The organism is Mesorhizobium sp. M7A.F.Ca.ET.027.03.2.1 (genome assembly GCF_003999175.1).
Classification (GTDB): Bacteria; Pseudomonadota; Alphaproteobacteria; order Rhizobiales; family Rhizobiaceae; genus Mesorhizobium.
This window is the reverse complement of record NZ_RZOM01000513.1, coordinates 1-4,210: the sequence shown is the minus strand read 5'-3', so window position 1 is coordinate 4,210 and position 4,210 is coordinate 1. Positions and strand designations below refer to the sequence as shown.

At 61.8% G+C, this 4,210-nt stretch carries 3 protein-coding genes and 1 pseudogene; 3 read left to right on the top strand and 1 reads right to left on the bottom strand.

The window, feature by feature from the left end:
* The 3 genes and pseudogenes from EN750_RS21060 to EN750_RS21045 all read left to right on the top strand — a co-directional run.
* Positions 1-183 (top strand): annotated as a pseudogene (locus EN750_RS21060) (folate-binding protein); the annotation flags it as partial.
* Positions 183-818, top strand: a complete 636-nt coding sequence (locus tag EN750_RS21055; RefSeq protein ID WP_127397530.1) for an HD family hydrolase — start codon at positions 183-185, stop codon at positions 816-818. The pseudogene EN750_RS21060 and the gene EN750_RS21055, both read left to right, overlap by 1 nt.
* 165 nt (positions 819-983) lie before the next feature.
* Positions 984-3,125, top strand: coding sequence for an EAL domain-containing protein (locus EN750_RS21045; RefSeq protein WP_127397529.1), 2,142 nt, complete (start codon positions 984-986; stop codon positions 3,123-3,125).
* Between the two features lie 12 nt (positions 3,126-3,137).
* On the opposite strand, the gene EN750_RS21040 is transcribed toward EN750_RS21045, so the two are convergent.
* A complete protein-coding gene (locus EN750_RS21040) occupies positions 3,138-4,028 on the bottom strand; it encodes a fatty acid desaturase family protein (protein WP_127397531.1) in 891 nt (296 codons plus the stop codon).
* Positions 4,029-4,210 lie beyond the last annotated feature (182 nt).

Sequence of the window (4,210 nt, the reverse complement as noted above, 5' to 3'; positions counted from 1 at the left end):
GTGGGCACCCTCGGCTCGACCGCCGGCACGATCGGTCTGGCGATTGCGCGCATCGCCCGGATCAAGGCGGCGCTCGACGCCGACCTGCCGATCATGGCGGCGAACATTCCGGTTACACTAGCCATTCCCCGCTGGGCAAAATTCGCCTTCCCGCAGGAAGCCGTCAGCGCGGAGGAGGCCTGATGGCGGCCGACCGCGTCGGCGCGCCGGCACGCGCCTGGCAGCGCATGCTGTCGGGCCGCCGGCTCGACCTGCTCGACCCCTCGCCGCTCGACATCGAAATTTCAGACATTGCGCACGGGCTCGCCCGCGTTGCCCGCTGGAACGGCCAGACCAGTGGCGAGCATGCTTTTTCGGTTGCCCAGCACTCGCTGCTGGTCGAAGCGCTGTTCCGCGACCTGGTACCCGAGGCTTCGGCCGACGCCCGGCTGGCGGCTCTTCTGCACGACGCCCCCGAATATGTCATCGGCGACATGATCTCACCGTTCAAATCGGTGATGGGCGGCAGCTACAAGGATTGTGAGTTGCGGCTGCAGCGCGCCATCCATCTGCGCTTCTCGCTGCCGCAGGAGCCAAGTGCTGCGCTGCGCAAGGAGATCAAGCGCGCCGACCAGATCGCCGCCTATTTCGAGGCAACGCTGCTCGCCGGCTTTTCGACCGCCGAGGCGACCGAGTTCTTCGGCCGTCCGCGCGGCTTCAATGCCGACCGCTTCGATTTCACGCCACGCTCGGTGACCTGGGCGCAGAACGCGTTTCTGAAACGGTTTTCGGCGATCGAGATGTCGCGGCATCAGGTTTCGGCGACCGCAATCGTCTAAAGCGCGTCGCGCTGAAACGGATTCATGCGACGCGCTTTAGGTCTTTGTTTTTATGCATGTCGTTCCCCCAAAACCGAGGTCACTTTTGGGCGACAGGCATTAAAACGCTAAATTAACCGGCGGCGGCCACAATAGCGCGTTCGATCACGGTCCGCAGGCGCGCTCATGCCCGTCGCTGATGCCAAGGATGGTTCGACCATCCCGAAACGGGAGGCCGAAGGCATGGACCGCTCCCGCCACATGGAAGACGAACTGCGCGAGCAGAACCAACGCTTTTCGGCTGCGGTCGAGAACATGTCGCACGGCCTGTGCATGTTCGACGCCGACGAGCGGATGATCATCTGCAACGGCAACTACCTGAACATCTTTTGCCTCGAAGCCAGCGTCATAAGGCCCGGCATCCGGTTCCTCGACATTCTGCGCCACAGCGTCGATATCGGCATCGCCTCGCAAACCGCCGACGAACTCTACGCCATCCGCAAGCCCTATATCGATCAGGCAAAGCCCTCGACCTACGAAGAAACACTGTCGGACGGCCGCATCGTCAGCATCTCGCACCGCCCTCTGGCTCTGGGCGGCTGGGTCTCGATCTACGAGGACATCACCGAGCAGCGCCGCGCGCAAGAGGATCTGAAGGAGCAGCACCGCCGCTTCGACGCAGCGCTTGCCAACATGTCGCAAGGCCTGCTGATGTACGGCGCCGACGGCAAGATGATCGTGCGCAACCGGCGTTTTCTTGAACTCTACAATGTCACCGCGGCAGACTTCCCGCTTGGAACGACGCACCGCGAGGCGCTCGAACGATTGCTGGAACTCGGCATCTATACGGAGATCGACGTCGACAGCGAAGTCGCCAAGACCGAGGCCTGCCTGACGGCGGCAAAAATGCATTCGGCCTACCGGCATCTTACCGACGGCAGGACGGTTCTGGTCACACGCCGGCCGATGAACGGCGGCGGCTGGGTAGTGACCTTCGACGACGTCACAGAACGTCGCCGCACCGAAGAGCGCATGACCCATCTTGCGCATCACGATACGCTGACGGGATTGCCCAACCGCTCGATGTTTCGCGAACGGCTCGACCTGGCGCTGGAAGCCACGGCGGTCACGCCGCTGGCAATCTTTTCGCTCGATCTCGATCGCTTCAAGGCGGTCAACGACACCTGGGGACATCCGGCCGGCGACTGGCTGTTGAAGAGTGTGGCCGAGAGGCTGCAGCGCTGCCTGCACAACGAAACCGACGTCGTCGCCCGTTTCGGCGGCGACGAATTCGTCATCATCCAGTTCAACTTCAAGGGCATTGCCAATGCAGAAAAACTCGCGAAGCGCATCGTCGAGACAATCGGAAAACCGTTCCGCGACAAGAGCCGCGAGATGCATGTCGGCATCAGCCTGGGCATCGCGGTTTTCCCCGACGACGGTGGAGATGCCGACACGCTGCTGAGGAACGCCGATACGGCGCTTTACCGGGCGAAGAGCGAAGGGCGCAATCAGTATCGGTTCTTCGAACCCGGAATGGACGCTATGGTACAGGCACGGCGTGCGCTGGAGGTCGACCTTGAGACCGCGCTGCCGCGCCAGGAGTTCGACCTCGACTTCCAGCCCATCATGAACATCGCATCCGGGGAGATCGTCGGCGCCGAAGCCTTGATGCGCTGGCATTCGCCGACACGCGGCACGGTGGCGCCGGACAGCTTCATTCCGGTCGCCGAAGACACCGGATTGATCGTGCCGCTTGGCGAATGGGCGCTGAGGAAAGCCTGCACGGCGGCGGCACACTGGCCCGCCGGCCTGCGCGTCGCGGTCAATGTCTCGGCCGTGCAACTTAAAAGCGGCAGCTTCGCCCGCAGCGTCATCTCGGCGCTGGCCTTCTCCGGCGTGCCAGCCGATCGGTTGGAGCTTGAAATCACCGAAACCGTGCTGATGGACGAAAGCGAGGCGGTGCTGAGGACGCTGCGGCAGTTGCGCGAACTCGGCATCCGCATCGCGCTGGACGATTTCGGCATCGGCTATTCCTCGCTCGGCTATCTCAGGCGTTTTCCTGTCGACAAGATCAAGATCGATCGTTCGTTCATCCACGACCTGGGCAATCGTGACGCCGCGGCGATCGTTCGCACCGTCATCGGGCTGGGCGCCGAGCTTGGCATCACTGTCACCGCCGAGGGGGTCGAGACCGAGGTGCAACTCGACATCCTGCGCGGCAATGGCTGTACAGAGGCGCAGGGCTATCTGATCGGCGTGCCGTCAACGGCCGCCGAGATCCAGCGTCTATTGAAATCCCGAGCGCTGCACAGCCAGACCGGCTGAGGCCGGCCATCGTCAACGCAGCGTGTCGATGTACTTTTCGTGGAAGCTGACATAGCCGGGCTCGACCACCTTGAGATGCCGCTCGATCAGCGCATGAAACCGCGGCAGTTGATGAAACGGCACGCCGGGATAGGCATGATGCTCGGCATGGAACGGCATGTTCCACGCCAGCTTGCGGACCAGCCAGTTGGTCAACGTGGTCCTGGTGTTCTCCAGCATGTTGGCGACGAACGGACAGCGACCATGCTCGGCCAGCAGATAGAGGCGCAGAAACGGCTGCCCCAACAGAGCGGGCAAGATCCAGACATAGACAAGCACCGAGAGCCGGAAATAAACGGCCAGCAGAAGGACCACGGCGTAAAAGGCAATCATGGCGCGGGCCTCGATGCGCACCTTGTCATAGCCCTTCGGCGGAACGTAGCTTTCGCGACCACGGTCTGCCGCGTTGGCATAGAGCGTCTTGAGGTGGCCCCACCATAAGGGGATGCCGGATATGTGGACGAGGTATTGCCGCCATGTCTCCGGTTTCGGGAAGGCCAGTTCAGGGTCGTTCTCCGGGTCTTGCGTGTATCGATGGTGGGCAAAGTGGAAGTAGCGGAACCAGTCCGCCGGCAGTGCGATCGCCAGACTGCACACCCGCGCCACGACATCGTTCAGCCGCTGTGCCTCAAAAGCCGTGCGATGAACCGTCTCGTGCAGCAGCGTGAACAGGAAGACGATGAGGATACCTTGCGGAAGCATCAGCAGTGGCCAGAACGGCACCTTGGCAGCGATCAGCGATCCGACGACCACGATCGCGCCCCAATGAGCAGCAAGCTGAACGAGGCCCGCAACATCAGACTTGGCGGTCAGCCGGTTGCGCTCCTCCTGCGTCAACGATGAAATTACGTCACGATGATCCACGTGCTTCGATCCAGACTGGAGCTTGATGAACCCATTGTAGCCAATGAACAACCTTTCCAAAAACGACGATTTCTGCAATCTAGATAAGCTGAACTTATCTATTCGGTGATTATGGCCGTACCTCCCTCTCTCAAAGGACTTCAAGCTTTCGAGACTGCGGCCCGTACAGGCAGCTTTGCCGC

Coding starts and splice junctions, on each gene's coding strand:
- EN750_RS21055 (WP_127397530.1), top strand. CDS start 183: ATGGCGGCCGACCGCGTCGGCGCGCCGGCACGCGCCTGGCAGCGCATG.
- EN750_RS21045 (WP_127397529.1), top strand. CDS start 984: ATGCCCGTCGCTGATGCCAAGGATGGTTCGACCATCCCGAAACGGGAG.